This window comes from Corynebacterium sp. HMSC062A03 (assembly GCF_001811145.1).
In the GTDB taxonomy this organism is placed as follows: Bacteria; Actinomycetota; Actinomycetes; order Mycobacteriales; family Mycobacteriaceae; genus Corynebacterium; species Corynebacterium aurimucosum.
Genome location: NZ_KV803662.1, coordinates 19,698 through 41,577, shown reverse-complemented (window position 1 = coordinate 41,577; position 21,880 = coordinate 19,698). Strand labels below are relative to the sequence as shown.

The following is a 21,880-nucleotide window of genomic DNA, read 5'->3' as shown; positions in this document are numbered from 1 at the left end:
CCCCCGACGTGTCTACTTTCCGGGGGTCAGGCCCTTCTGACAAAGATGAACTCGTCATCAAGGTCAACACACTGGTGGCCATCAAGGGCGTGCATGACGTTCGAGTGAGCGTCGAGGTAGGACGAAGCACGATTCCGCCAGAGCTTAGAATATCGACACCAACCGGGATTGAAACCGAATTCTTTAATCAGAATCCACTGCAGGAAACAATAGAAATCAAGGCAAAAGTCTAGGAAAACTCGGAGCACTTCAGAATGAGTTCACGCTACGCACGTCAGGAAGCCCTCTGGGGAACCTCCACACAGCAACGACTTCGCGCTTCCACAGTCGCCGTCATCGGTGCCGGCGGCCTGGGCTCGCCTGCCCTTCTCTACCTGGCAGGCGCAGGCGTGGGGCGCATCCTGCTTTTCGACGACGACACCGTCTCCCTCTCCAACCTGCACCGCCAAGTCATCCACAGCACGGCGACCGTGGGCCAGCCCAAGACTGAATCCGCCGCTGAAGCCTTGAGCGCCCTCAACCCCGAGTGCACCGTCGAGCAGTTCTCGCGCCTCACGCCTGATACCGCCCTGGCGCAGCTGCGCGGGGCTGACCTCATCATCGACGGCACCGATAACTTCTACTCCCGCCACCTGGCCTCCTGGGCTGCCCATGAGCTGGGCATTCCGCACGTGTGGGCCTCACTTCTGGGATACGACGCGCAGCTGACCGTCTTCCACTCCGGCCACGGCCCGGTCTACGAGGACCTCTTCCCCACCGATCCGCAGGTACCTTCCTGCTCGCAGGCCGGAGTGATGGGACCGGTCGTCGGCGTGGCCGGCTCCGCCTTGGCGGTGGAGGCGCTTAAGCTCCTCACGGGCATCGGCACCCCGCTCATCGGCACGCTGGGCTATTACGACTCCCTCGCCGGGACCTGGGAATACATCCCCGTGCGCGCCAACGGAGCCATCCCGGCGCGCCCCGACAACCCCACGGATATCCGCGACATTCCAGAAGGCGCCACGCTCATCGACGTCCGTACCGCCCCCGAACGCGCCACTTCCCTCATTCCCGGCTCGCAGCACCTCCCGCTCGATGACATCCTCGCCGGCCACAACCCGCCCATCGACCCCGCCGACCTCGCCGTCCTCTACTGCGCCAGCGGCCTGCGCTCCGCCCAGGCCGTCGAAGCCCTGCGCGCCCGCGGCTTCAGCAACGTCTACTCGCTGCGCGGTGGCATCGATGCTTGGCAAGAACACACTTCCGAGCTCGAGGCCGAGGCTGCTGCCGCACGCCGAGGCGATCTGGAGACCATCTCTCTCGATGACCTAGAGGCCGAGGAGGGCGTGGCAGACTAGCTTTCGGCCCCGGGCTGATAGGTTTTCTAGCTCCTCAGCCGGCGGCTCCGCCTTCTCGACATCACCCTGGCCACATGGTCCCAATAGTTTGGTCCCCATATTCTGGTCCCTACTCACCGCAAAGGGACCTTTTACAGCCAGTTTTCTGCGCCCAGATGGTCCTTTTGCTCAGGGAAAGGACCAAAGTAATGGGACCATTATGAAGGGACCATCTTTATCCCCCCTTCATCGACCAACCAGCCACCCCCTTTGTAAGCTCACTGCCATGAGAAGCCGCCAGTATTACGTCGCCACCGCTGTGGTGTGTGCTCTCACGCTGGTGTACATGCTGCTGCGCTGGGATTCGGTGCCCGATCCCATCCCGGTCCACTTCGATGGCTCGGGCAACCCGGACCGCTTCGAACCCAAATCTTTCCTCAACGCAACGGTCCTCGTGTGGATCGGCGTTGTGTTCGCCATTGCGCTGCCGCTGTGCGTGCCGCCGATCTCGCTGGCTCGAAAAACAATGGATGTTCCGGCAGAGTCAGCTCTTCCGTTCTCCGAGGCCACGGCACAGCGCGCGGAGCTGCTCACTGGAAAGACCTCCACGTTCATTGCCCAGACAGTCCTCACCATGACGGCCTGCGTGTGCCTCACCGCGGTCTGCACCGTCATTCCGGATATCCCCTTCTCCGGCTTTCTGCTCGTGGCCGCGTGGATAGCCTTCACCGTGTTCGTTATGATTCAGGGCGTCCGATTAACGCTGACATCCCCGAAGGCCGTGCAATCCATACCCGCCGACCATGAAGAACAAGTTCGCAACGAAGCGCTCCGCTTTGCCGGCAGCATGGGCATCTACAACGAGCCCACCGACCCCATGTGCATGGCAGTCTTTTCCACGAATTCTTCGAAGCTGCAGATCAACACCGCGCACGAACCGGGCCGGCGCTACCTATGGCGCATGGGAATCGCGCTTAGCGCATCCATAGCATTCTGCGTGATCATCGCCGTACTCTAGATGCATGGAGCACCTGTTTGAGCGCGCACAGTCGATCCTTTCTGATGCCACCCACGTTGAGGTTTTCACCGGCGCGGGCATGAGCGCGGATAGCGGCATCGCCACGTACCGCGATGCGCAGACGGGCATCTGGGAGAACGTGGATCCGGTTGCGATGGCGTCGATAAGCGCATGGCGAACCGAGCCTAAGCCCATGTTCGCCTGGTACCTGTGGCGCGCACAGCTGGCGCAGCGGGCCGAGCCCAACGCCGGGCACCGCGTGATTGCTGCCGCACGCGGCATGACGGTGACCACGCAAAATATCGATAACCTGCACGAGCGCGCCGGAAGCCAGGACGTGGTCCACCTACACGGCTCCCTATTCGCCTTCCGCTGCACCGACTGCGATACACCGTACGACGAGGACATTGCGCTGCCGAAGGAACCGGTCGAGAGCATCACTCCACCCGAGTGCCCCGTGTGCGGCGGGCTCGTACGCCCAGGCGTGGTGTGGTTCGGTGAGGCTTTGCCCAACGACGAATGGGCCGAGGCCGAACGCCGCATGTCCACCGCGGACGCGCTGCTCATTGTGGGCACCTCCGGCGTGGTCTACCCCGCTGCCGGCCTGCCGCAGATTGCCCACGCACGCGGCATCCCCATCGTGGAAGTCACCCCGCAGCCCACGGATCTCTCGCCGCTTGCCAGCGTGGTGGTCACCGCCACCGCAGCGGAGGCGCTGCCTCGCATTTTGGCGGGGCGGATCGATGGCAAAGACGAGTAGCAACCAGAAATCCCGCGACCCTTGCCCACCAAAATGTACAAGATGTACATTCGTTGTATGAAAACGATGTCAGTGGCATCCAGCCAGTTTCGCCAATCCCAAAGCCAAATTCTTGAAGAGGCACAGCACACGCCCGTCGCCATCACTAGTCGTGGAAGCCGGATTCGCGCTTTTGTCGTCTCTCCTTCATTTTTCGCCCGCGCAGTCGAAGCACTGGAAGATCGTGAGGATGTTCAGGCCGCTGAGATTGCCCGAGGAGAAGCCGCAGAGATTTCACACGAAGACCTCAAAAAAGAACTCGGACTCACCTAATCGCCTTCTATGGCTAACTCCACTTATCGAATCACCTATAAAGCATCCGCAGCCAAGGAATTACGCAAGCTCGACAGACCGACACAGAGGCGACTACTTGCTGCAATCGAAGACTTGGCCGTTACCCCTCGCCCTGATGGAGTAAAGAAGCTAAGAGCCTCAGACGACCTGTACAGAATTCGAGTCGGACACTATCGCGTAGTTTATGAAATCTTAGACGGAAAACTCGTGGTGCTCGTCCTGCGCATTGCTCACCGACGAGATGTTTACCGGAAATAGGTAAAATTCCTCTCAGATAAACAAAACCGGTTCCACCCTGCCAGAAGGTGAATACTCCACTTCGATCGGAAGATAGTTCTTACACAGCTAGATCGATGTCGTGCTCCTTAGCCTTTCCGTCTAGCACTTGCTCGTAAGACTCCAATAGCCGGCGAGCATTGACTGGGGAGCCGAAAAGATAATCAGTCTCTACCCACGCCGAATAGTTATCCTCTGACATCACGAAACCGCCTTCCTTACCACAACCATTATTCCCCCCGAGAGGAGATGAATCCATGCTCTACCTAGTTCCAGGAGCCTTAGCGGGAATCGTCTTTTATGTCATTCTCGCAGCAGTGAGCTGGGCTATCGAGAAAGCTTGGCCGCAATGCCACCTTGGAGCGCATAGCCGGTTGGTCATCCACTGCCTTGTCGCGATTGCATTTTCGATTTTCCTCGTCGTGGCTGGCGGCGGCGGAAACTCGGCCACCCACCTGCAAATTAGCGGATTCCTACTGGCAGGATGCGTTCTGAGCTTCGTTACAGCCGCATGGGACAGAAGCAAAGCCGCTACAAATGACCCCCAAAACAATTGGCGGAGGCGGCGGGATTTGAACCCGCGGTGAGTTTCCCCACGCTGGTTTTCAAGACCAGTGCATTCGGCCGCTCTGCCACGCCTCCTCGTCACGCGTCAGCATGCACCGCGCGCAACACGTTCAGAGTACTAGACTCCGCCGCGGGAGAAGAATTCGGCTCATCACGTCACCGATAATCGCCTCACAACCGCAGGTTCGCCAGTGCTACTCGTCCTACTGATTGCTTTGCGACGCCGCGGGTGCGCCATCCGACTCCTCATGCTGAATGCGCGAGACATGCAGTCGGGCGTGGGCGATGGCGTCGAGAGTGTCGTCGAAGACGTGATTCTCGTGCGCAAGCTGGTCAAATACGCCGAGTTCGCGCAACACCGGAACATGTTCGGGCTTCGTGGCTGAGAGTAGGACCCGGGTGCCGTGACGTTCAAGGCGCCCGATCGTGTCAGCGAGCATCTGGGCGCCAGTGGCGTCAATCGTCGTGACATAGCGCATGCGGAGCACGACAACCTTGACCGACGAAGCATCAGCGAGATCGAGGAGGAAATCGTGCGCTGCGCCAAAGAAGAGTGGGCCTTCCAAGCGGAAGGCGGCGATGTGCTCATCGAGGAGTTCGCGTTCCTTGTCGCGGTGGTCTCCCGTCTCCAGCGGGGCGGCCTCTAACACCGCCGTGCGGGCGGTATCGCGCAGCGCGAAGAAGCCCGCTATTACAAGGCCAATGAGCACGGCGACGACAAGGTCGAACACGACGGTGGCGGCAGCCGTAATAAGCAGGGTGACCCCGTCGCCCTTGGTGGCGCGCATCACCGAGCGGAGGTTCCGCGGATGGATCATCTGGATCGCAGTGGCGATAAGCACGCCGGCAAGCGCAGCGAGAGGAATCTCGCCCACCCACCGGGCCGCGACGAGCACTGCGACGAGCAAAAGCAGCGAATGGAACACCGCCGCCAGGCGCGTACCTGCGCCGGCCCGCACGTTGACGGCAGTTCGGGCGATCGCGGCTGTTGCGGGGATCCCGCCGAACAGGGGCGCGACGACGTTGGCCACGCCCTGCCCAAAGAGCTCGCGGTCGGGATCGTGACGGTCGCCGACAGTCATTGCGTCGGCAACCGTCGCTGACAGCAACGATTCCAACGCACCGAGCGCTGCGACGGCGACCGCTGCCAACAGCAAGGAATCCAGGTGCTCCCACGGGATGTGCGGCAAGCGCGGAGCAGGCAACGTCGACGGGATGTAGCCGATTGTCTTCAGGTTACTGTCTGCCAGCATGTTGATGGCCGTCGCGGCAGCTACCAACACCAGCGCCGCGGGAAAGCCACTACGAACGCGCGCCGCAACCACGATTCCGGCCGCCACCGCGAGGGTCATCACTGGCGCCTGCCATCCCGGGGCATCTAACCAAGCTTTGATTGCGCCCCACGCCAACCCGAGGACCTTCTCGCCGTCGACGTCAACACCGAGTGCAGCAGGCAGCTGTTGGAGGCCGATGATCACCGCAATACCGGCTGTGAAACCTTCGACGACAGGCAAAGGCATGTACTTCATCGCGCGGCCAGCGCCGGTGAATGCCAGTAAGAGCAGCATGAGTCCCGCCAGCACGCCGACAACGAGCACCCCATCGGCACCATGGTCGGCCACGATGGGGATTAACACGACGGTCATTGCGCCGGTCGGGCCGCTTACCTGAACATTGCTACCACCGAAGACCGCGGCCAAGATGCCCGCGACGATGGCCGTCGTAATTCCGGCTGCGGCGCCAACACCGGACGCAACGCCGAAGCCGAGCGCGAGGGGCAGTGCGACGAGGGCCACCATGAGGCCTGCCGAAAGGTCGCGCCCGATCGTCGCGCGGGACCAGTCCGAGCGGCGCGGTGCGAAACGCAGGGCACGCGATCGGATGCCCACCTTAGAGACGGTGGAGGGGTAGGTCATGCTACTTTCTTGCTCCTTAAAAGCTCAACGACATCCAAAGGATACACAAGGCGCCATCCTTCGACGGGCCGCATTCGCAATTCTGGCCGATGCCTCATGTTGACGAATTCCCACCACACCCCAACCCTTCGACACTAACTTGGCCAAGTCAGGGTTGGGCGTGACGCCTGCCACAAATTAATGAAAACCATTGCCATATAAACCCTCCTCTGGTTTACTCGCGGCCATGCAGACAGTAGATACCCTCATCATCGGCGGTGGCGCGGCCGGCCTGCAGGCAGCCCTAGTCATGGTCCGCGCCCGCCGCAGCGTGCTCATTGTTGATTCCGCCACTCCCCGCAACCGTTTCGCCCATGAAATTCATGGAGTCATTGCCCTCGAGGGCACGCCACCCCTTGAGTTCCAGGAGCGCGGCAAGGAACAGCTGCGCAGCTACGGCGCGCAGATCCTAAACGCCACCGTGGATTCCGTCACCGATAATGACCGCACGCTCACCGCCACGTTGAGCAACGGTGAGACCATCGCTGCCCGCTCTATCATCGTCGCCAGCGGCGTGGACGACGAGCACCCCAACATCCCGGGCTTGGAAGAAAACTGGGGAAATACGGTCCTCCACTGCCCCTACTGCCACGGATACGAGGTGGCGGACAAGAAGCTCGGCGTGCTCTGCATCGGCGAGTTCTCCTTCCACCATGCCGCGGTTCTGCGCCAGTGGTCGAAGGACATCACCTTCTTCACCAATGGAATGGAATTCACCGACGAGCAGCGCGCGGACCTGACTCGGCGGGGCATTGCGCTTATCGACGGCCCCGTCACCGCCTTCCAAGACGGAAAAGTCCTGCTGGAAAGCGACGAGCATGCCGTCGATGCACTGTTTTACATGCCCATTCCCCGCCCCCACGATGAGTTCCTCGCTGACCTCAACCTCGAGCGCCATAGCCCGCCACCGGCGATGGGCGGCAGCCTGATCGAGGCTGATCTCACCGGTGCCACCAGCCACCCGCGCGTCTGGGCGGTGGGCAACGTGGTCAATCCAGGCGCACAGGTGGCGATGGCCATGGGCCAGGCCAATGCTGCTGCTATCACGGTCAACGGCTTCCTCGTCGAGGATGATTGGATTTAAGTACGGTGGTGTGGCATGAAAGCCATCATTCAGACCAACCTGGAAGACCCGCACTCGCTGGAGTTGGGGGATGTCGCCACACCAGAACTAGCTGCCGGCGAAGTCCTCGTTAAAGTCAAAGCCGCCGGCGTAAACCGCGCCGACCTGCTCCAGGCCCGCGGGCACTACCCGCCGCCGCCGGGCGCTTCGGAGATTATCGGCCTCGAAGTCGCAGGCGAAGTCGTCGACGCAGGCGACACCGACGTCGCGGTTGGCTCCAAGGTCGGCGCCCTGCTGGCCGGCGGCGGCTACGCCGAGTACGTGGCCGTGCCGCAGGGCCAGCTGCTGCCCATCCCCAGCGGCTACTCCTTTGCCGAGGCCGCCTCCGTCATCGAGGTGGCCTGCACCGTGTGGTCCAATATCGCGATGGAGGCGAAACTAAACAAGGGCCAAACCATCCTCATCCACGGTGGCGCGGGCGGCATCGGCACCTTCGCCATCCAGGTGGCCAAGCAGCTCGGCGCCACCGTCGCCGTGACGGCTGGCTCGGACGAAAAACTCGAGACCTGCAAGGAACTCGGCGCGGACATCCTCATCAACTACAACGAACAGGACTTCGCCGAGGAACTGAAGAACCAGTGCGATGTCATCCTCGACATCATGGGCGCGAAGTACCTCAAGAAGAACCTCATCGCGCTGGCTAAGGGCGGCCACATGGTCACCATCGGAATGCAGGGTGGCACGAAGGCCGAGCTCAACATGGCCATCCTCCTCAACAAGCGTCTGACCCTGCAGGGCACCACGCTGCGCTCCCGCTCGTTGGAGGGCAAGGCCGCCATCGTTGCGGACACCGTCAAAAATGTCTGGCCCTGGCTAGAGAACGGCAGCGTCAAGCACCACCTGCACGCGACGTATGCGCTTGCTCGCGCCGCCGAAGCCCACAAAGCCCTCGACTCCGGCGAGGTCACGGGCAAGCTCGTCCTCGAGGTCTAAGCCAAAGACGCGACCACGCGGGTGAGGTGCTCCACATCGTGGTACGTGCTAAACGGACTCAGCGAAACCGTGACGGCACCGCCGACCTCCTCCACTCCCATCTCCGTGAGCAGCGGGGTGTGCGGAGCGATGGTAGTAACTAGGCCATTGTCGAAGAGCCGGCGGTGGATCACATCCGCCGGAACATCGCGCACGGCGAAGGTGAGGCGCGGGAGGCGGTCATCGGAGGCGTCGGCAGCCGCCTCACCCGTCACACCCAGGATGTGAACGGCCGGTAGCGTGCCCAACAGGCTGTAGAGATCCCCGGTGAGATCCTCCATATAGCCGGAGAGAGCTTGCATCGAACGCGTCAGGCGCACGCGGCGCGAACCGCGCTCCCCGCCGGCGAGTTCCGCCACATGATCCACTAGGGGGCCAACGCCACCCGCCAAGCCCGCGGAAACCGGGCCAACGACAAGCTCATCGAGGCGACGGAACATCGCAGTATCGCGGAAGACCAGCGCCGCCATCTGCGGACCACCGAGAGCACCCACATCCACGCCGAGGATATCCGCCCCAATCGCATCAAAGTCGAGGAGACGGTAGGGGGCGATCGAGGAGACGTCGACAAGCGCCCATGCGCGCGAACGCTCATGGACCGAATCAATAATCTCCGCGGCCGGTGTTACAGTGCCCAGCAGCTCGTGGGCGGCAGAAAAGGCGACAAAACGCGTAGAGCCATCCACCAGATCAGCGTATTGGAATGCCGGAAGCTCGCCAGTTCCTAAATCCGGCTGCGCCCACCGAATATCAGTACCCAGGTGTGCGAACGCACTCGTAAACTCCGGAGAATCAAAACGGGAGAGCACCACCGAAGACTGTCGGCGCAACAGCGGGCGCAGTGCAACGCCCAAAGCCTGATACAGCACCGGCAGCGACGGGCCCAGGATGACCCGTTCCGCCGTCGCCCCCGTGAGATCCGCCACTGCCCGGCGCGCGGAAGCATACATGTCCGCCGCGTGGAGCTCTCCGGGGTCGTGGTGCGCCGAGTGCGCGCCCACGGCATCCTCCAGCGGTTTCACCGTAGCGGACATGCGGAAAGAACGGGCAACGCCAGAGGCCACGCGCTCCGCAATCTGCGGCGCGGCGTGCGCGTTCAGGTAGGTCCAACCATCGGACAGACCAGTGTAAAGACCTCGCACGCTGGCGACGTCATACTGTTCCGTCATGCTTCAACCCTTCCTCCCGATGCGGATGAACGCTCCCTACTCTATACGCCCCACGTAAATCTTTCCTAACCCTCGATTTTCCCAGCTCGCTCGCGTTTTCCCAGGTTAAGGGCGTGTGTGTAGGTGTTTGGCGGAGGTGCGCGCTAGGGTGAAGGACGTGCAAGACAAGAAAAACCTGCGTGACGACGTCGCCCGCATGACCTCCGCGCCTGCACCCGGCGAAGAGCCGGCCTCGCGTTCCATGACCATGTCGGCGGCTTTCGCCGATCTGTTGCAAGGCGCGCGCCAGCGCGAGCTGTGGTTCAAGCTGGGCATCCAAGACATCAAGCAGCGCTACCGCCGTTCGGTGCTGGGTCCTTTCTGGATCACCATCGCAACCGGCGTGATGGCCGCGGCCCTGGGCCTGCTGTATTCCATGCTCTTCCAGATCCCGGTTGCAGAATTCCTGCCCCACGTGACCGTGGGCTTGATTATGTGGAACTTCATTTCGGGCGCCATTAAGGAAGGCTCGACAGTCTTCATCGACAACGAGGGCCTGATCAAACAGCTGCCCGCACCACTGTCGGTGCACGTCTACCGCCTAGTCTGGCGGCAAACCCTCTTCTTGGGCCACAACCTCATCATCTGGCTGCTGCTCATTCTTATCTTCCCGCGCCACTTGGGCTGGGAGTTCTTCCTGTTCATCCCGGCGCTAGGACTCTTCCTGGTTAACGGCGTGTGGGTAGCCATGTTCTTCGGCATCATCGCCACCCGCTTCCGTGACGTTGCCCCGCTGCTGGAGGCTCTGACCCAGCTGCTTTTCTACGTCACGCCGATCGTGTGGATGACCAACACCCTGAAGGAGCAGGGAGGTGCCGTGGCCAGCCGCGCGCGCATCGCTGAGATCAACCCGCTCTATCACTACATGGAGATCATCCGCGCCCCCATGATTGGTGAGCCCGTCGCCGGTTATCACTGGCTCATCGTCATCGGCTGTACCGTCGCCGGCCTGCTCATCGCCGGCCTGGCCATGCGCCAGTGGCGCTTCCGCGTCTCCTACTGGGTCTAGAAAGGATCGTCCATGGTTTCCATTGATACGTATAACGCTTGCGTGGACTTTCCCATCTTTGATGCCAAGTCCCGTTCTCTCAAGAAGGCGATGCTCTCCACGGCCGGTGGCTCCATTGGCAAGAATGACCAGAACGTGGTCATGGTGGAAGCGCTCAAAGACATCAACCTCCACCTGCGCGAAGGTGACCGGGTGGGCCTCGTCGGCCACAACGGCGCGGGCAAAACCACTCTGCTGCGCCTGCTCTCCGGCATCTACGAACCCACGCGCGGTGCTGCCGACGTCCGTGGGCGCGTCGCCCCCGTCTTCGACCTCGGCGTGGGCATGGACCCAGAGGTCTCCGGCTACGACAACATCATCATCCGCGGCCTCTTCTTGGGCCAGACCATCAAGCAGATGAAGGCCAAGATGGATGAGATCGCGGAGTTCTCTGAGCTGGGTGATTACCTCTCCATGCCGCTGCGCACCTACTCCACTGGTATGCGCGTGCGCCTAGCGCTGGGCGTGGTGACCTCCATTGAGCCAGAGATCCTGCTTCTCGACGAAGGCATCGGCGCCGTCGACGCTGCTTTCATGGCCAAGGCCCGCGTCCGCCTTCAGGACCTGGTGAAGCGCTCCGGCATCCTGGTCTTTGCTTCCCACTCCAATGACTTCCTGGCCCAGCTGTGCGATACCGCCCTATGGATCGACCACGGCCAGATCCGCTCGGTGGGCGAGGTCTCCGACGTCGTCGGCGAGTACGAAGGCCCTGAGGTGGGCCAGTACGTGCGGGATCTGCGCAAGCGCTTCGATAACGAGGAAAACGTTTAGCCCCTGCTACCTGCCTCGTTGACATATTGCGCGTCAATCATCCACGTTCCACGCTGTCGGAAGGCCGGAATGGTACCCCGCGCCGCCTTATTGGCGGCGACGGACCCAGAGACACCGTTAACCTTTGCCCATTCCGACAGGCGAATTACCCTCGGCGCGGTCAGCAGCGTGATGCGCTTGTGCAAGGACTCGACGAGTTGCCGCGCGATAAGTGTGCTCAATGCAGAAAAGTCCCCACTCACCGGGTAGCCACGGAACACAGGGTAATAGTGGCGCTCTTTTCCCTTGTTCGGAATGATGATGGGCGGCGCCCCTAGCTCTAAGAGTTGTTGATTGATAATGACGCGCCCGATGCGCCCATTGCCGTCTGAAAAAGGATGGATGGTTTCAAATTCCGCGTGGAACCGCGCAATGCGATCGACAAAGTAGCTCTCGTCTTCGTAGTACTCGGTGATACTGTCCTCTACCAGTCGGTCGACATACTCGGGATTAGCACCCATATGTGCCCCCACTCGTACCCACTCCCCCCTTCGACGAAAGCGCCCCGCCCAGTCGTCATTGATGCCGCGAAGCAACATACCATGCAGTCGCAGAATAAGGTTTGCATCGAGCTTACCGACGCCCCGAATTAGTTCCTCAGTCACGTCCGCCAGGTTTTTAGCCTCAAAGACTTCCCGTAAATCGTGCGCTCTGGCGGTAAACCCCGCCAAGATGTTCTCGGTCTCCTCCAAAGTCAGCGTGGAATTCTCAATGGCGTTCGAGTTATACACCGACTCCGCCACTTCTGCGCGTGCTATCTCCGCGACGGCCTCGGGGGCGTCCTCCCGCAACGCCGCATACCGATCAAGAAGAGCGTCGATTTTTGAGGCGGACCGCGCGTTAAGCATGCCAACATTCTACAAGTTTCCGTGAAATTGAGTAGAAACTCTCCCATTTTCACGATTTATTCCTCAAACAGCGAAGTTGGCTCCCAACATCGCGCGCAGTTCCTCACTCATGCCGGCCACAGCCACTTCCGGCCCCGGCTGATAATCCTCTTTGCGCAACACTGCTTTGTTGCCGTTGATGGTGTAGCCCAGCTTGTGCGACACAGCCTGGGAAGCTTCATTTCCCGGCTCCCACTCCGAGCGCAACCGATGCGCACCCAGGTAATCAAAGCAGAAGACCGCAGCGGCATGACGGATCTGCGTACCTATCCCGCGGCCCTGAAGGCGGTGGTAGATCCACGATCCGGTTACAACCTCATGGTTATCGGAGAAATTCTTCGCCCGCAGATCCACCGAGCCGATAACCTCACCATCAAGATGCACTCCGAAGTCGAGCGACCATTCTTCCGGGGACATCTGTGCGCGATGCGCCCACCGGAAACTCGGATCAGGCTTCTGCTTCAACCACGGGAACGTGTACTCCGGAAGCGGCTCGCCGAAAATCTCAGCGGCGCTAACCCCATGAATGGCGGCGATGTCACTATCGCGCAGCACCCGCAGACTCAGCTCACCCACGTGGATGGAAACCCTAAAGGGAGCCCACATTTCTTCAACGCTTCTCACGGTCATGAGAACACTGTACTTTGCGTAGAACGCACCTTTAGTCTCATGCACTGGAAATATGCATACCCCCTGTATGGGTGAATCACGAAAGAAACTTTTTCTATTTGCTTCTTTTCTCAGATCCTTTCAAGTTAAAATCGTCGCGAGCCTGAATCACAGGCACTGTTCTCTCTTAACCCTAAGGAGCCCTATCATGAAGCGTTTCGCCGCTGGCGTTGTAGCCGCTGCTACCGCACTGTCCCTGTCCACTGGTGTTGCCTCTGCACAGACTGAAGGCGATTGGGAAGATCTTGGCACCATCATCGGCGCTGGTCTCTACGCCGGTGTCAAGGGCGAATCGGCGCCCGCGGCTGCTTCCTCCAAGACGAGCTCGGAAGCTACTAAGAACTGGGATTCGGACGCCAAGCGTGGCTCCGCAAAGGCTTACATTGACGTCAACAAGTCCTCTTGGGAGAACGACGCCAAGAACGGCTATGCTCTGGGCACCACCGCTGACATCCTCTGGGGCGTTGGCATCGCCGCTGCCGTCCTCGGTGCTGCTTACACCGCAGTTCAGAACGGCCTCATCCCGGGCGTTTCCCTTCCGTTCTAACTTGAGCGCATCAAGCTTTTAGCTTTGAATTTCTAGCTCCAGTCCTTTGAGGGCTGGAGCTTTTCGCTATCGCCTACTTTTGCATGGCACTTTCTACACTTTCACTACCTCTTCACTTTCTCTACCGTTCTTCCAAGGAGAACCTCCATGAAGCGTTTCACCGCCGCTGCCGTTTCCGCCGCCACCGCACTGTCCCTGTCTATCGCCCCGGCCACCGCTGCTGAGAAGGGTTCCTCCGAGGTTTCCGAGGCTGAGGTCTTTGGCTACATCCTGAAGCAAGGATTCAAGGAAGCCGTCGGTGGTGACGGCTTCGCTTCCTCCGTGGATTACGGCATTGAGAAGGGCGCTGAGGCTATCAGCAGCAAGGGTAGTAGCGAGGGCAGCAGCACCCCTGAAGAAATCAAAGAAGGCCTGGAGACTGCTGGCTCCGCCAAGGATGTCGCCATGTCTTCCCTGAAGAATGACACCGCCAAGGAATACCCGGTGGGAGCCACCGCTGAAATCCTCGTTGGCACCTCTATCGCCGCGATTGTGCTCGGCCTCATTGCTGGCGTTGTCAATGCTGTGAACTCCGGCTTCATCAAGATTCCGGGCTTCAACGCCTAAACCTTTGCCACCTCCATGTCACGCACCTGAGTGCCACAGGCGGGTGGCACAATAGAACCCATGACTGCCACCCTGTCCCAGGCCGGTACAACGGCCGCTGTGATCGTCACCCACCAGCGCGTGGAGCTACTGCGCGCCTCCCTTGAACAGGTGGTGAACCAAACGCACCCAGTGCAGTGGGTGATCGTGGTGGATAACGGTGCGGAAGCAGCAGTAGAGGAGCTCCTCCACGAACTAGCCGGCGAGCGCGGCGTCTACGTGCCTTCCGAAACCAACCTTGGTGGCGCCGGCGGCTTCGCGCTGGGTTTCCTCACCGCACTCGCCCTCGGCGCGGACGCGGTGTGGTGCGCGGATGATGATGGCCGCCCCGCCGACCACCACGTGCTAGAGGAGCTCTACCGAGTTGCGGAAAACAACGCACTCCACGAAGTCTCCCCCGCCGTGTGCAATATCGATGAGCCTGCCAAGCTGGCTTTCCCACTGCGCCAGGGCCTGGTGTGGCGGCGCTACATGAGCGAGCTGGAGGGTGACTTTCTGCCCGGCATTGCCTCCCTCTTCAACGGCGCACTCATCTCCGCCGAGGCCATGGAGATCATCGGCGTCCCAGACTACCGCCTGTTCATCCGTGGTGATGAGGTGGAATATCACCGCCGCCTGGTCAACTCGGGTTTAAACTTCGGCACTGCGCTGACCACCAGCTACCTGCATCCGGATGGCTCCGATGAGTTCAAGCCCATCCTCGGCGGAAAAATGCACACGCAATACCCGGAAGGCGAGTTCAAGCGCTTCTTTACCTACCGCAACCGCGGCTACCTTCTGTGGCAGCGCGGCATGCGCAAGTTGCTACCACAGGAATTCGCACGTTTCGGCTGGTTCTTCCTAGTCCAGCAGCATGACGTCAAGGGATTCATGGAATGGCTGCGCCTGCACAACCGCGGACGCAAAGAAGACTTCCGCCGGCCCTAAAACTCAAAGGACTTGCGCGTGCTGCGGAAAATCAGCCACCGCTGCACAAAGAAATTAATCAGCGTTGCCGTGCCCTGGGCAATGACGAAAGCCACCGCCAGTGCCCAGGACGAAGGCCAGTCCAGCGTGTGGTCAAAGAAGGGAAAGGCCCAGCGATACAACAAAATGTTGATCGCATAGGTCATGGCGTAGGTGGCAAAGACCGCAACAAAGCGGCGCTTCGAGGCCCGCGCGTTGAAGGTCCACCGTCGATTCAACAAGTAAGCCACCAAAGTACCGACGGCAAAACCGACGGTCCGCGAGGCTACTTCGCCGAATAACGCTAAACCAATTTGAAAAAGCCAGGTCAGAGAGACGTCGATAAGCGCGGCAATGGCCCCCGTGATCGCAAACTTCGTGCCCTGCGCCTGCAGGGAATTCGACCGTGAGAGGCGTTCGGGCATGATTACTTTCCTTTGAAGATGAAGGCGCGCTGAATGGCGAAGTTAGTCACCGTGGCCACGCCCTGTGCAATGACGAAGGCAATGGTGTCCTTGAGCGCGCCGTCGAAGCCCAAGCTGATCAGCGGGGCGTTAAGCACCCAGTACAGGAAGTTTTGCACGGCGAAGGTGGACAAATACAGCAATCCCACGGCACCGGCTGTACGACCAGAAACTTGGGCGCCGAAGGTCCACCGGGCATTCGCCACATAGGCGGCGATGGTGCCGAAGACCCAGCCAATCGCCTTCGCCAGGGAACGGTGTAGGCCTAGGTACGTCAGAAAGAGGGTAAGGCCATAATCGATCGCCGCTGTGAAAACACCGACGGATACGAAGCGCACGAGTTGGGTCTTCATGCTAGAAGTAGGTTCAGTCACGGCGAAATACTCTACCCGCGGACAAGGGCGCGGTAAATGTCCAGACGGTCCACGGGTGCGACGGCGTTTTCACCATAGGCGCCGAGAGACGAAAGCACCTTAAGCGAAGCCGAGCACAGCTCCCGGATCGCCGAACCATGCAATTCCTCGCCATCATCGTCAACCCACCCCAGCGCGGCCATGGACGTCTCCGCTACGGAATCGGTTAATTCGCGCCCGCCCATGCAGGACAGTGCTAGAGCCATAGACCAAAAGGCGTCCTTGCCTTCATTTGTTACTTCTCGCGGCAAGGTACGCAGCTGCTGGAACGCCTGAGCATCAATACTGACTTCACGGTTCAGGTCTAGAGCTTGGAGAAGTGGAACGAAGTCATAAAGCCGGGTTCTTTCAATCAACGCGCGGACGGGGCTAGCCACAAGATCCAAAACCTCATCGATGGTTTCCTGGCCGGTGAGCTCCGCATTCACGGCGGTGAGATCAAAGGGTGTGTGGAAAGAACCGGAACCGCCCACGCACAGGGCCTCCGGCGTCCCGCTATCGCGCGGATAGGTTTCGACCACGACGATTTCGAAGTCCCACAGACCCCAGGCGTAATCAACCTGCTCGCCCCCACGGCTCAAGAATTCGCGCACGGTATGGCTTGGATCGATACGCTGGCCACGGGCTTCGGTGTGTTCAAAGAAGTGCCATGGGGAATCCTCGTGTGGCAGCCCGAAGCAGATTTCAAGAATATGGTGGAGCTCTTCCAACGTGAGCGCATCAGAGAAACCGATCTGACGGTGCACCTCTGCATCCGCGCGGACGTTGGATACCTGACACAGCAGGGTTCGAGCAGAATCACCACGATTGGCGCGGACCTGCGCCAAATCTGTGACCTTTGAGCTCATGTGCCCCACCATACGCATTTTTAGTTGCGGGCGGTGAGCTCGCGCGCTTCGAGCTCGCTGAGAATGAAGACGATGGCAGCACTGATTCCACCCCAGACGGTCCACGGCTTTTCCACGCCGCGGCGGCGAATAAATCGGACCACGCTGTGCTCAGTCTTTATTGTGAGCCATCCGCCAAGCAGCAGAATTCCGAAGGCAACCGGGATCGCCCACGCGGGGACATCGGGAGTCTCCGGCTCCGGCTGGCCCTCGTGGCTCTCGGCATTAGTAATGGCCACGAGCGCGCCGAAACCTAAGAAGGACAGCACATACGCGAAAACGAGCGCAGTCTTGTTCTTGATCCAATCCGGATAAGAGGTCATAATGCCCACAGCCGCGGCTTGAGTGATGCGGCCGGCGAGGGTGTCATCCAACGCATAATTATCTTGCTTGGGAGAGGTCATACCGCCCCACCTTAGGCGGGCGGTAGGCTACCGTGCATGTACTCCTCTAAAAAAGAGCACCTCACCCCGGCACAGCGAGCAGCGCAAGATGAGCGCGCCGAGGAAGACAAGCGTCACGGTCACTTTCTGGCGACGGAACACACCTCGCTGCCGCTTAATGGTTTTATGACGCGGCTCATCGCCGAGGAACTGCCCATCCTCGATTCCACGTCGCGCGGCCGCGTCTATGAGATCCTGCGCGCCTATGAAGGCCCAGAAATTAGCTCCCAAGAAGAACTGCCGGAAGAAATCCGCGAGATCATGGATCTTTACTAATTCCGAACTAAACCCACACAACCGGACAGCACAAATGTTCCGTTTGCTTGGCTTTTGTACCTAATCTCACGTTTTCACTGCCGCCACAGGCACGACCGCCTAGGTAGTGTAGGAAACCGACCCATCACATCGAATCAAAGAGTAAGAGATGGAACTGCATACTACTGAGAAGTCCCTCCACGGTTGGGGCCGCACGGCGGCAACAACCGCCCACGTTTTGTCCACCCCGGACGTCGACGTCATCAAGGCTGCCGTCGCCCAGGTGGCTGAGGACAATGCTGATAAGCCTTCCCACCTGCGCCGCGGCGTCATCGCCCGCGGTATGGGCCGCTCCTATGGCGACCCCGCGCAGAACGCCGGTGGCCTCGTCATCGACATGCAACCGCTCAACAAGATCCACTCCATCGATCCGGAGTCAGGCATTGTCGACGTCGACGGTGGCGTCACCCTCGACCAGCTCATGAAGGCCGCCCTGCCCTATGGCCTGTGGGTTCCGGTTCTGCCGGGCACCCGCCAAGTCACCATCGGTGGTGCTATCGGCCCGGATATCCACGGCAAGAACCACCACTCCGCCGGTTCTTTCGGTGACCACGTCGCCTCGATGGAGTTGCTCGTGGCAGACGGCCGCGTGCTGCACCTGACCCCGGAAGGCTCTGAGGATGACCCGAGCGGCGATCTTTTCTGGGCCACCGTCGGCGGCATGGGCCTGACCGGCATCATCCTGCGCGCCAAGATCAAGATGACGAAGACGGAAACCGCCTACTTCATCGCGGATACCGACCGCACGGATAACCTCGATGAAACCGTGGCCTTCCACTCCGATGGCTCGGAGCACAACTACACGTACTCCTCCGCGTGGTTCGACGTCATCTCCCCGGAACCAAAGCTGGGCCGCTCCACTATTTCCCGCGGCTCCCTGGCCACCCTGGAGCAGCTCGAAGAGCTTGCCCCGAAGCTGGCGAAAGACCCGCTGAAGTTCAATGCCCCACAGCTGATGACGGTTCCGGATATCTTCCCGAACTTCACCATGAACAAGCTTTCCCTCATGGCTATCGGTGAGGCCTACTACCTCATGGGCGCCCCGGCGCGTAACCAGGTCAAGAACCTCACGCAGTTCTACCAGCCGCTGGATCTCATCGGCGAGTGGAACCGTGGCTACGGTTCCAATGGCTTCCTGCAGTACCAGTTCGTGGTGCCGACCGACGCCGTCGAGCCCTTCAAGGAGATCATCCGGGACATGCAGCGCTCCGGCCACTACTCCGCACTCAACGTGTTCAAGCTCTTCGGCCCGGGTAACAAGGCCCCGCTGTCCTACCCGATGCCTGGCTGGAATGTCTGCGTGGACTTCCCCATCAAGCCGGGCCTGGGCGCTTTCCTCGATGATCTGGATAAGCGCGTCATGGAATTCGGTGGCCGCCTCTACCTGGCCAAGGAGTCCCGCACCTCAGCGGAGAACTTCCACAAGATGTACCCGGGCCTCGAGGGCTGGCTCAAGACTCGCAATGACATCGACCCGACCGGCGTCTTCGCCTCCGATATGTCCCGCCGCCTCGAGCTGCACTAGAAAGGAATCACCTCATGCTGAATGCAGTAGGCCAAGCACAACACATCCTCCTTCTCGGCGGCACCTCCGAGATCGGCCTCGGCATCGTCGAGGAATTCCTCGAGCGCGGCCCGGCCAAGGTCACCCTGGCGGCTCGTGCGGACTCCCCGCGTATCGCGGATGCTCGCGCAACCATCGAGTCCCGCGGTGGCGACGTCGAGGTCATCGACTTCGACGCGACTGACTTTGAGGGCCACGGGGACGTCGTCAAGCGCGCATTTGAGCGCGGCGATGTCGACGTCGCCATCATCGCCTTCGGCACCCTCGGTGACCAGGAGGAACTGTGGCAGGACCAGGCCAAGGCAGTTGCCTCGGCCCAGACTAACTTCACCGCACCGGTTTCCCTCGGTGTCTTACTCGGCCAGAAGTTCCAGCAGCAGGGCCACGGCACCATCGTGGCGCTGTCTTCCGTCGCCGGCATGCGCGTGCGCCGCTCCAACTTTGTTTACGGCGCCTCCAAGGCCGGTGTCGACGGCTTCTTCATCAACCTCGGTGAGGCCCTGCGCGGCTCCGGCGCCAAGGTGCTCGTGGTTCGCCCAGGCCAGGTGCGCACCAAGATGTCGGCGGAAGCCGGCGAAGCTCCCCTGACCGTCAACGTCTCCGACGTGGCTAAGGCCACCGTCAAGGCGGTGCTGGATGGCAAGCAGTCCATCTTCGTGCACCCGCTGTTTGAGTACGTGTCCTTGGGATTCAAGTTTATCCCACAGGCGATCTTCCGGAAGCTGCCTTTCTAAAGTTCCGCTATGTCCACGGCGTATGGGAAACTACTTACATGACTGAGTCTCCCGCCACGTCGTCTATCTCCCCCACCGTGGAATATAACGTCGACCGCTTGACGCGTCGCGCCACTCTCGTGGGAATGGCCGCCGCCGCTGTAGGTGGCGGCCTTATCACGCTCATTGGTTTCTTCGCCTTCAAGACGGTCTCCCTCCCGGCGTTCAGTACGTCGATGGTGACCCGTGCGTTGAGCACGGCGGGAACTGCGCTCACCGTTCTCTTGGTGGGTGCTCTGTGCGCGTGGTGGATTATTACGCCGCGCCCCCGCTGGCGGACGTGGCTCACCACCGCTGTGTGTTATATCTCCCCAGCGCTGCTCACGCTGACCAGTATCGGCTTGCCCCTTTCGGCTTCCCGCCTGTGGCTCGACGGCGTCCAAGTCGACCAGGTATTCCGTACCCAATTCCTCACCCGCGCCACAGAGGCCAGCTCTTATGCGGACATGAACTACGAGGGCCTGCCTACCTTCTACCCGTTGGGCTGGTTCTGGATGGGCGGGCGGCTCGCGAACCTTCTCAACATGCCGGGCTGGGAGGTTTATCAACCGTGGAGCCTTATCTCCCTGGCCGTGGCCGGGTGCATCCTGGTTCCGGTGTGGCAAAGGCTCAGCGGTTCGCTGCCAGTTGCCACCGCCATTGCGTTGACCACCATGGCGGTGACCCTGACCATTGGCGCTGAGGAGCCCTATTCCGCCGTCATCGCCATGGGCGTCCCGGCAGTGGCCGTCCTGTGCTCCCACGCTTTCTACAGGGCTTCCTGGTTCTCTACTGCCGCAATCGCTATCTACCTGGGAGTTTCTGCCTGCTTCTACACGCTCTACACGGGTGCAGTGGCGCTCACCATCGTCAGCCTCATTGCACTGGTCACCGGCGTCGCTGAGCGCACATGGGTACCCCTCGTGCACTTGGTCACCATCGCGGCCGGTTCCCTGGCCATCGCTGCGATCGCCTGGGCGCCCTACCTCTACGGGGTCCTGCACGCCACTGCCCCGCTGGAGTCCACCGCGCAGCATTACCTGCCGGAAGAAGGCACCCAAATCCCGGCGCCTTTCCTCTCGTTGTCCGTCATTGGCATCCTCAGCCTGATCGGCTTGATTTACCTCGTCATGCGCATCGACGAGCCCGAAATCCGCGCTCTGAGCACCGCTCTTGTCGGCACCTACCTGTGGACCTTGGCCTCCATGGTCATGACCCTCGCCGGCAGCACGCTGCTGGGCTTCCGCCTAGAGCTGATCGTCGTGGTGCTTTTCGCTACGGCCGGCATCCTCGCGCTGGCCGACATCCGCCTCATGGGCCTGCCCACGCTCTACCCGGAAGGCTTCAGCGAGGTCACCAGCAAGCGCGTGACCCTAGCCTTTGCCATCCTCATGGGGCTTGGCGGTGTTTACTATGCCCAGCAGATCCCGGCAACGAACGTGACCGCCTTGGACCATGCCTATACCGATACCGACGGCTACGGGGAACGCGCGGACCGCTACACCAGCGATTCTTCCGCCAACTACGGCGAGATCCGCGAGTTCATCGATGCCCAAGGCTACGAGGCCAATGACACGGTTGTCCTGACCGATGAGAAGCTCTTCATGGCCTATAACCCCTACTACGGATTCAACGCCTTCACCAGTAATTACGCCAACCCACTGGGAGAGTTCAGCACCCGCAACCTACAGATCGAGGAGTGGGCTTCCAAATCCTGGGAACAGACTCCGGAAGAGTTTGCGAAGTCGCTTCAGTCCGCACCGTGGCGCGGGCCGGACGTCCTCATCTTCCGCGGCGACCTAGAAGAACCCGGCGATGGTTACAAGACGCACTTGGCGGAAGACATCTACCCCAACCAGCCCAACGTGCGCTACCGCGCGGTGTTCTTCAACCCAGAGGTCTTTGAGGAAGGTTGGAACACGCAACAAATCGGCCCCTTCGTCGTGGCGGCGCGATCTTAAGA

26 protein-coding genes and 1 tRNA gene are annotated in these 21,880 nt (G+C 60.7%); 17 read left to right on the top strand and 10 right to left on the bottom strand.

Going from position 1 to position 21,880, the window contains the following annotated elements; all coding sequences use genetic code 11:
- The 6 genes from HMPREF2781_RS12520 to HMPREF2781_RS12160 form a co-directional block, all read left to right on the top strand.
- A partial coding sequence (locus tag HMPREF2781_RS12520; protein WP_210386009.1) for a hypothetical protein occupies window positions 1-233 on the top strand: 233 nt, incomplete at its 5' end.
- Window positions 234-254: 21 nt separating this feature from the next.
- Complete coding sequence (locus tag HMPREF2781_RS05505) at window positions 255-1,337, top strand: ThiF family adenylyltransferase (RefSeq protein ID WP_246821781.1); 1,083 nt, start codon at window positions 255-257, stop codon at window positions 1,335-1,337.
- 265 nt (window positions 1,338-1,602) lie between these two features.
- Entirely contained in the window at window positions 1,603-2,334 is a 732-nt protein-coding gene (locus HMPREF2781_RS05500) for a DUF1648 domain-containing protein (protein WP_070644689.1), read from the top strand.
- A 4-nt stretch (window positions 2,335-2,338) separates the two neighbouring features.
- Entirely contained in the window at window positions 2,339-3,094 is a 756-nt protein-coding gene (locus tag HMPREF2781_RS05495; RefSeq protein ID WP_070644688.1) for an NAD-dependent deacylase, read from the top strand.
- A 57-nt stretch (window positions 3,095-3,151) separates the two neighbouring features.
- On the top strand, window positions 3,152-3,406 hold the full coding sequence (locus HMPREF2781_RS05490; RefSeq protein ID WP_371325752.1) for a type II toxin-antitoxin system Phd/YefM family antitoxin: 255 nt from the start codon (window positions 3,152-3,154) through the stop codon (window positions 3,404-3,406).
- A 9-nt stretch (window positions 3,407-3,415) separates the two neighbouring features.
- A complete protein-coding gene (locus HMPREF2781_RS12160) occupies window positions 3,416-3,685 on the top strand; it encodes a type II toxin-antitoxin system RelE family toxin (protein WP_083308526.1) in 270 nt (89 codons plus the stop codon).
- A gap of 79 nt (window positions 3,686-3,764) precedes the next feature.
- Here the strand turns inward: HMPREF2781_RS12160 and HMPREF2781_RS12515 are convergent, their stop codons facing one another.
- From HMPREF2781_RS12515 to HMPREF2781_RS05475, 3 genes are all read right to left on the bottom strand, one after another.
- Window positions 3,765-3,908: a type II toxin-antitoxin system Phd/YefM family antitoxin gene (locus tag HMPREF2781_RS12515; protein ID WP_157844601.1), complete on the bottom strand. Its 144-nt coding sequence runs from the start codon at window positions 3,906-3,908 to the stop codon at window positions 3,765-3,767.
- Window positions 3,909-4,257: 349 nt separating this feature from the next.
- Window positions 4,258-4,345: transfer RNA gene (locus HMPREF2781_RS05480), tRNA-Ser, on the bottom strand.
- 128 nt (window positions 4,346-4,473) lie between these two features.
- Window positions 4,474-6,186: a SulP family inorganic anion transporter gene (locus HMPREF2781_RS05475; protein ID WP_070517122.1), complete on the bottom strand. Its 1,713-nt coding sequence runs from the start codon at window positions 6,184-6,186 to the stop codon at window positions 4,474-4,476.
- Between the two features lie 226 nt (window positions 6,187-6,412).
- On the opposite strand from HMPREF2781_RS05475, the gene HMPREF2781_RS05470 reads away from it, so the two are divergent.
- Together HMPREF2781_RS05470 and HMPREF2781_RS05465 are read left to right on the top strand one after the other, a co-directional pair.
- Window positions 6,413-7,309, top strand: a complete 897-nt coding sequence (locus HMPREF2781_RS05470) for an NAD(P)/FAD-dependent oxidoreductase (RefSeq protein ID WP_070644686.1) — start codon at window positions 6,413-6,415, stop codon at window positions 7,307-7,309.
- 15 nt (window positions 7,310-7,324) lie between these two features.
- Window positions 7,325-8,281 carry an NAD(P)H-quinone oxidoreductase gene (locus tag HMPREF2781_RS05465; RefSeq protein WP_070644685.1) on the top strand — a complete coding sequence of 319 codons (957 nt, stop codon included), beginning with the start codon at window positions 7,325-7,327 and terminating at the stop codon, window positions 8,279-8,281.
- Here HMPREF2781_RS05465 and HMPREF2781_RS05460 read toward each other — a convergent pair.
- Window positions 8,278-9,489 carry an aminotransferase class V-fold PLP-dependent enzyme gene (locus tag HMPREF2781_RS05460; RefSeq protein ID WP_070644684.1) on the bottom strand — a complete coding sequence of 404 codons (1,212 nt, stop codon included), beginning with the start codon at window positions 9,487-9,489 and terminating at the stop codon, window positions 8,278-8,280. The genes HMPREF2781_RS05465 and HMPREF2781_RS05460 overlap by 4 nt on opposite strands.
- Before the next feature lie 196 nt (window positions 9,490-9,685).
- Here HMPREF2781_RS05460 and HMPREF2781_RS05455 point away from each other — a divergent pair, with 196 nt between their 5' ends.
- Both HMPREF2781_RS05455 and HMPREF2781_RS05450 read left to right on the top strand, forming a co-directional pair.
- A complete protein-coding gene (locus HMPREF2781_RS05455; protein ID WP_070444741.1) occupies window positions 9,686-10,537 on the top strand; it encodes a galactan export ABC transporter permease subunit Wzm/RfbD in 852 nt (283 codons plus the stop codon).
- 12 nt (window positions 10,538-10,549) lie between these two features.
- Window positions 10,550-11,347 carry a galactan export ABC transporter ATP-binding subunit Wzt/RfbE gene (locus tag HMPREF2781_RS05450; RefSeq protein ID WP_070444344.1) on the top strand — a complete coding sequence of 266 codons (798 nt, stop codon included), beginning with the start codon at window positions 10,550-10,552 and terminating at the stop codon, window positions 11,345-11,347.
- On the opposite strand, the gene HMPREF2781_RS05445 is transcribed toward HMPREF2781_RS05450, so the two are convergent.
- Both HMPREF2781_RS05445 and HMPREF2781_RS05440 read right to left on the bottom strand, forming a co-directional pair.
- On the bottom strand, window positions 11,344-12,234 hold the full coding sequence (locus tag HMPREF2781_RS05445) for a Fic family protein (RefSeq protein ID WP_070644683.1): 891 nt from the start codon (window positions 12,232-12,234) through the stop codon (window positions 11,344-11,346). The genes HMPREF2781_RS05450 and HMPREF2781_RS05445 overlap by 4 nt on opposite strands.
- 63 nt (window positions 12,235-12,297) lie before the next feature.
- The gene (locus tag HMPREF2781_RS05440; RefSeq protein ID WP_070644682.1) at window positions 12,298-12,903 is read right to left on the bottom strand and encodes a GNAT family N-acetyltransferase; all 606 of its coding nucleotides are present in this window, start codon (window positions 12,901-12,903) and stop codon (window positions 12,298-12,300) included.
- Between the two features lie 187 nt (window positions 12,904-13,090).
- Here HMPREF2781_RS05440 and HMPREF2781_RS05435 point away from each other — a divergent pair, with 187 nt between their 5' ends.
- The 3 genes from HMPREF2781_RS05435 to HMPREF2781_RS05425 all read left to right on the top strand — a co-directional run bounded on the left by HMPREF2781_RS05435 (window position 13,091) and on the right by HMPREF2781_RS05425 (window position 15,061).
- Complete coding sequence (locus HMPREF2781_RS05435) at window positions 13,091-13,489, top strand: hypothetical protein (protein ID WP_070644681.1); 399 nt, start codon at window positions 13,091-13,093, stop codon at window positions 13,487-13,489.
- Window positions 13,490-13,636: 147 nt separating this feature from the next.
- Complete coding sequence (locus tag HMPREF2781_RS05430) at window positions 13,637-14,095, top strand: hypothetical protein (RefSeq protein ID WP_070644680.1); 459 nt, start codon at window positions 13,637-13,639, stop codon at window positions 14,093-14,095.
- A 60-nt stretch (window positions 14,096-14,155) separates the two neighbouring features.
- Complete coding sequence (locus HMPREF2781_RS05425; protein WP_070444354.1) at window positions 14,156-15,061, top strand: galactofuranosyltransferase GlfT1; 906 nt, start codon at window positions 14,156-14,158, stop codon at window positions 15,059-15,061.
- Here the strand turns inward: HMPREF2781_RS05425 and HMPREF2781_RS05420 are convergent.
- From HMPREF2781_RS05420 to HMPREF2781_RS05405, 4 genes are read right to left on the bottom strand one after another with little or no spacing between them, the layout of a single operon-like run.
- Window positions 15,058-15,504 (bottom strand): GtrA family protein, encoded by a 447-nt coding sequence (locus tag HMPREF2781_RS05420; protein ID WP_070644679.1) that lies wholly within the window; start codon window positions 15,502-15,504, stop codon window positions 15,058-15,060. The two genes, HMPREF2781_RS05425 and HMPREF2781_RS05420, sit on opposite strands and share 4 nt — an antisense overlap.
- Window positions 15,505-15,506: 2 nt before the next feature.
- A complete protein-coding gene (locus HMPREF2781_RS05415; RefSeq protein WP_010188318.1) occupies window positions 15,507-15,896 on the bottom strand; it encodes a GtrA family protein in 390 nt (129 codons plus the stop codon).
- 32 nt (window positions 15,897-15,928) lie between these two features.
- Window positions 15,929-16,804, bottom strand: coding sequence for a plasmid pRiA4b ORF-3 family protein (locus tag HMPREF2781_RS05410; RefSeq protein ID WP_070644678.1), 876 nt, complete (start codon window positions 16,802-16,804; stop codon window positions 15,929-15,931).
- Between the two features lie 20 nt (window positions 16,805-16,824).
- Window positions 16,825-17,247: a hypothetical protein gene (locus HMPREF2781_RS05405; protein WP_070644677.1), complete on the bottom strand. Its 423-nt coding sequence runs from the start codon at window positions 17,245-17,247 to the stop codon at window positions 16,825-16,827.
- Between the two features lie 36 nt (window positions 17,248-17,283).
- Between HMPREF2781_RS05405 and HMPREF2781_RS05400 the strand changes: the two genes are divergently transcribed.
- The 4 genes from HMPREF2781_RS05400 to HMPREF2781_RS05385 all read left to right on the top strand — a co-directional run bounded on the left by HMPREF2781_RS05400 (window position 17,284) and on the right by HMPREF2781_RS05385 (window position 21,878).
- Window positions 17,284-17,562 (top strand): hypothetical protein, encoded by a 279-nt coding sequence (locus HMPREF2781_RS05400; RefSeq protein WP_070644676.1) that lies wholly within the window; start codon window positions 17,284-17,286, stop codon window positions 17,560-17,562.
- Between the two features lie 148 nt (window positions 17,563-17,710).
- Window positions 17,711-19,126 (top strand): decaprenylphosphoryl-beta-D-ribose oxidase, encoded by a 1,416-nt coding sequence (locus HMPREF2781_RS05395; protein ID WP_070644675.1) that lies wholly within the window; start codon window positions 17,711-17,713, stop codon window positions 19,124-19,126.
- A gap of 14 nt (window positions 19,127-19,140) precedes the next feature.
- Window positions 19,141-19,899: a decaprenylphospho-beta-D-erythro-pentofuranosid-2-ulose 2-reductase gene (locus tag HMPREF2781_RS05390; RefSeq protein WP_070444366.1), complete on the top strand. Its 759-nt coding sequence runs from the start codon at window positions 19,141-19,143 to the stop codon at window positions 19,897-19,899.
- A 38-nt stretch (window positions 19,900-19,937) separates the two neighbouring features.
- On the top strand, window positions 19,938-21,878 hold the full coding sequence (locus HMPREF2781_RS05385) for a galactan 5-O-arabinofuranosyltransferase (RefSeq protein WP_070644674.1): 1,941 nt from the start codon (window positions 19,938-19,940) through the stop codon (window positions 21,876-21,878).
- Window positions 21,879-21,880 lie beyond the last annotated feature (2 nt).

Bases quoted from the DNA above. Each gene is read 5' to 3' on its own strand.
- HMPREF2781_RS05400 (WP_070644676.1), top strand. From the start codon at position 17,284: ATGTACTCCTCTAAAAAAGAGCACCTCACCCCGGCACAGCGAGCAGCG.
- HMPREF2781_RS05415 (WP_010188318.1), bottom strand. From the start codon at position 15,896: ATGAAGACCCAACTCGTGCGCTTCGTATCCGTCGGTGTTTTCACAGCG.
- HMPREF2781_RS05405 (WP_070644677.1), bottom strand. From the start codon at position 17,247: ATGACCTCTCCCAAGCAAGATAATTATGCGTTGGATGACACCCTCGCC.
- HMPREF2781_RS05385 (WP_070644674.1), top strand. From the start codon at position 19,938: ATGACTGAGTCTCCCGCCACGTCGTCTATCTCCCCCACCGTGGAATAT.
- HMPREF2781_RS05445 (WP_070644683.1), bottom strand. From the start codon at position 12,234: ATGCTTAACGCGCGGTCCGCCTCAAAAATCGACGCTCTTCTTGATCGG.
- HMPREF2781_RS05425 (WP_070444354.1), top strand. From the start codon at position 14,156: ATGACTGCCACCCTGTCCCAGGCCGGTACAACGGCCGCTGTGATCGTC.
- HMPREF2781_RS05465 (WP_070644685.1), top strand. From the start codon at position 7,325: ATGAAAGCCATCATTCAGACCAACCTGGAAGACCCGCACTCGCTGGAG.
- HMPREF2781_RS05395 (WP_070644675.1), top strand. From the start codon at position 17,711: ATGGAACTGCATACTACTGAGAAGTCCCTCCACGGTTGGGGCCGCACG.
- HMPREF2781_RS12160 (WP_083308526.1), top strand. From the start codon at position 3,416: ATGGCTAACTCCACTTATCGAATCACCTATAAAGCATCCGCAGCCAAG.
- HMPREF2781_RS05440 (WP_070644682.1), bottom strand. From the start codon at position 12,903: ATGACCGTGAGAAGCGTTGAAGAAATGTGGGCTCCCTTTAGGGTTTCC.
- HMPREF2781_RS05490 (WP_371325752.1), top strand. From the start codon at position 3,152: ATGAAAACGATGTCAGTGGCATCCAGCCAGTTTCGCCAATCCCAAAGC.
- HMPREF2781_RS05470 (WP_070644686.1), top strand. From the start codon at position 6,413: ATGCAGACAGTAGATACCCTCATCATCGGCGGTGGCGCGGCCGGCCTG.
- HMPREF2781_RS05505 (WP_246821781.1), top strand. From the start codon at position 255: ATGAGTTCACGCTACGCACGTCAGGAAGCCCTCTGGGGAACCTCCACA.
- HMPREF2781_RS05450 (WP_070444344.1), top strand. From the start codon at position 10,550: ATGGTTTCCATTGATACGTATAACGCTTGCGTGGACTTTCCCATCTTT.
- HMPREF2781_RS05475 (WP_070517122.1), bottom strand. From the start codon at position 6,186: ATGACCTACCCCTCCACCGTCTCTAAGGTGGGCATCCGATCGCGTGCC.
- HMPREF2781_RS05495 (WP_070644688.1), top strand. From the start codon at position 2,339: ATGGAGCACCTGTTTGAGCGCGCACAGTCGATCCTTTCTGATGCCACC.
- HMPREF2781_RS05390 (WP_070444366.1), top strand. From the start codon at position 19,141: ATGCTGAATGCAGTAGGCCAAGCACAACACATCCTCCTTCTCGGCGGC.
- HMPREF2781_RS05500 (WP_070644689.1), top strand. From the start codon at position 1,603: ATGAGAAGCCGCCAGTATTACGTCGCCACCGCTGTGGTGTGTGCTCTC.
- HMPREF2781_RS05435 (WP_070644681.1), top strand. From the start codon at position 13,091: ATGAAGCGTTTCGCCGCTGGCGTTGTAGCCGCTGCTACCGCACTGTCC.
- HMPREF2781_RS05455 (WP_070444741.1), top strand. From the start codon at position 9,686: ATGACCTCCGCGCCTGCACCCGGCGAAGAGCCGGCCTCGCGTTCCATG.
- HMPREF2781_RS05460 (WP_070644684.1), bottom strand. From the start codon at position 9,489: ATGACGGAACAGTATGACGTCGCCAGCGTGCGAGGTCTTTACACTGGT.
- HMPREF2781_RS05420 (WP_070644679.1), bottom strand. From the start codon at position 15,504: ATGCCCGAACGCCTCTCACGGTCGAATTCCCTGCAGGCGCAGGGCACG.
- HMPREF2781_RS05410 (WP_070644678.1), bottom strand. From the start codon at position 16,804: ATGAGCTCAAAGGTCACAGATTTGGCGCAGGTCCGCGCCAATCGTGGT.
- HMPREF2781_RS05430 (WP_070644680.1), top strand. From the start codon at position 13,637: ATGAAGCGTTTCACCGCCGCTGCCGTTTCCGCCGCCACCGCACTGTCC.